The sequence below is a fragment of the Duganella callida genome, from assembly GCF_004614165.1.
Classification (GTDB): domain Bacteria; phylum Pseudomonadota; class Gammaproteobacteria; order Burkholderiales; family Burkholderiaceae_D; genus Rugamonas; species Rugamonas callida.
Genome location: NZ_SPVG01000192.1, coordinates 1 through 2,789, shown reverse-complemented (window position 1 = coordinate 2,789; position 2,789 = coordinate 1). Strand labels below are relative to the sequence as shown.

The 2,789-nt window shown below is 64.0% G+C and carries 2 protein-coding genes; both read right to left on the bottom strand.

Annotated elements, in window-relative coordinates; translation table 11 throughout:
- Positions 1–569: condensation domain-containing protein (locus E4L98_RS19605; protein ID WP_135203233.1), on the bottom strand; the 569-nt coding region annotated here is incomplete at its 3' end.
- Positions 562–2,789, bottom strand: a 2,228-nt coding sequence (locus E4L98_RS19600; protein ID WP_135203232.1) for a non-ribosomal peptide synthetase, incomplete at its 5' end; no start/stop codon positions are given. The genes E4L98_RS19600 and E4L98_RS19605, both read right to left, overlap by 8 nt.

The window sequence follows — 2,789 nt, the reverse complement described above, 5'->3', positions numbered from 1 at the left end:
ACACCGACCGACCAGCCATCGGAGATGATGTGGTGCTGCGTAATCAGCAGCACATGTTCGTCTTCCGCGAGGCGCAGCAACTGGCCGCGGATCAGCGGACCTGCGGCCAGATCGAACGGCTGCACCGCTTCCTCATCCGAGAGGCGTTGCATGGTCTGTTCCCGCTCGCCGTCCGGCAGATGACGGAGATCAGATTCGCCAATCACCATGCCGACATCGGCGGCGCCGATCTGCTGCAACGGCTGGCCATCCGCGCCGGCAAACGTGGTGCGCAAGCTTTCGTGACGCGTCACGATACGATCCAATACCCGCTTCAGTACCGCTTTATCCAGCTGCCCCGTCAGACGCATCGCCGCCGGCATGTGGTAGGCCGCACCTGCAGCATGGTCGAACTGGTCGAGGAACCACAGGCGCTGCTGGGCATACGACAGGGCCAGCGGTTGGCTGCGATCGACCGGCAGGATGGCGTTGCGTGCCAGTTCGGCCTTGCGCACGCCCTGGCTCTGCTGCAGGCGCTGCAGCATCACGGCACGCTTCAGTTGTTGCAGAGTTTGCTTATCGTTATTCATTGCTCACACTTTCAGACAGAATGGCACGCAGTTCTTCCTCGCTCAGGCCGTCCAGCTCCTGATCCAGTTCGTCGAGGTCGTTGGCGTGATAGAGAGCCAGTTGTGCGGACACGACCAGCTCGGCCAGATCGGCCACCACCGGCTGATCGAACAGGCGGCCGATAGGCAGGTCCACGTCGTATTTTTCGCGGATGCGTACCGCGAGCTGCACCCCCAGCAGCGAATGGCCGCCGAGTTCGAAAAAGTGGTCGCGACGGCCTACCCGCTCGATGCCCAGCAGGTCCTGCCAAATCTGCGCCAGCGCCGTTTCCATTTCCCCGATCGGCGCCTCGTAGGCGCGACGGGCGATGGCATCCTGGTCCGGCGCCGGCAGCGCCTTGCGATCCAGTTTGCCGTTGGGTGTCTGCGGCAGCGCGGCCATCAGCACGAACGCGCTCGGCACCATGAATTCGGCAAGCTCGCTCGCCAACGCGCCGCGCAGGCCGGCGGCGCTTAATTCCGCGCCCACTGCCGGCACCACATAGGCCACCAGGCGCTGATCGTGGCCTTCGTCCTGACGCGCTACCACCACTGCTTCGGCGACGCCGGCGCAGGCGGCCAGCCGCGCTTCGATTTCCCCCAGTTCGACGCGGAAGCCGCGGAGCTTGACCTGGAAATCATCGCGGCCCAGGTAGTCGATGGTGCCGTCCGGCAGCCAGCGCCCCAGATCGCCGGTCTTGTACAGGCGGGCACCGGAACGGCCGCTGAAGGCGTCGGCCACGAAGCGTTCAGCCGTCAATTCCGGACGGTGCAGGTAGCCGCGGCCGACGCCGTCGCCGCCTACGTAGATCTCGCCGGCCACACCCAGCGGCAGTGGATTGCGGTGCGCATCCAGGATGTACAGCTGGGTGTTGGCGATCGGCTGGCCGATCGGCAGGCTGCCGCGCTGCTGGCGCGGATCCCAGGTGAACCAGGACACCACGTCCGATGCTTCGGTCGGGCCGTAGGTGTTGTGGATCAGCGGTGGCGACGACAGGCTGCCGAGTTTTTCATGCAGCAGCTGACACTGGATCGGTTCACCGCCGAGGAAAACCTGGCGCAGCGGCGCCTGCTCGTCCGCCGACAAGTAGGCCAGCAGCGGATAGAAGGCGCTGGGCGCGCAGTTGATGTAGCTGATGCCTTGCGTGCGGATCGTGTTCCAGATCCGTTCCGGTGCATAGGCGCCGGACTCCAGATGCAACTGGCCGCCCACGAGCAGCACGGAGAAGATGTTCTTCTGCGTCAGGTCGAAACCGATCGAGGACAGCAGCAACACCTTGTCGTACGCGCCGATGCCAAACTGGACGATGTACCAGCTCACCAGGTTGGTGAAGCCGCTTTGGTGTACCAGCGTGCCTTTCGGACGGCCGGTGGAGCCGGAGGTGTAGATTGCATAGATCAGGTCTTGCGGACCTGAGAGCGGTTGCAGGTTGAGGTCATCGTACGCGGCCAGCAGGGCGTCTGCCTGATCGATGTACAGCAGCGGAATACCATCCACGCCGATGTGCCCGCACAGGTGGCTCTGCGTCAGCAGCACCAGCGGTTGCGCATCGTTGGCCATGTAGCTCAGGCGCTCTTTCGGATATGCCGGGTCCATCGGGACGTAGGCAGCGCCGGATTTCAGCGCGGCGAAGATCGCCACCACCAGGTCGGCCGAGCGTTCCATGCAGATGCCGACCAGTGCATCCGGGCCTGCGCCCAGTTGGCGCAGATGCCGCGCGAGGCGGTTGGCGCGGGCATTCAGCTCGGCGTACGTCATCGGCACGCCATCGGATACCACGGCGACCGCCGACGGTGTGCGACCGGCCTGGGCTTCGAACAGCTGGTGCACCAACAGATCGCACGGGTAGTCGGTGGCGGTGGCGTTGAAATCAACCAGTACGCGCTGAGCTTCGACGGCGCTCAGGAAGTGCTGTTCGTCGTGACGGGCATCGGCGTCACTGGCCATCGCTTCCAGTACGGTCAGGTAGTAGCCGAGGATGCGTTCGGCCTGAGCGCCACTCAGTTTGCCCGGCTTCATTTCGCACTCGATTCCCCTGACCGGGTTGTAGGCGAAGTTGGCAACCAGGTCGAAGCCGGTGGCTTCGAAGGCTTCCTTGTAGCCTTCCTGCTGCGTGCCGACTTGCAGGTCGTCGTAGACGTGGAAGTTGATGAAGTTGAAGACGATCTCGTAGTACGGGTTGCGGCCGTTATCGACGTGCA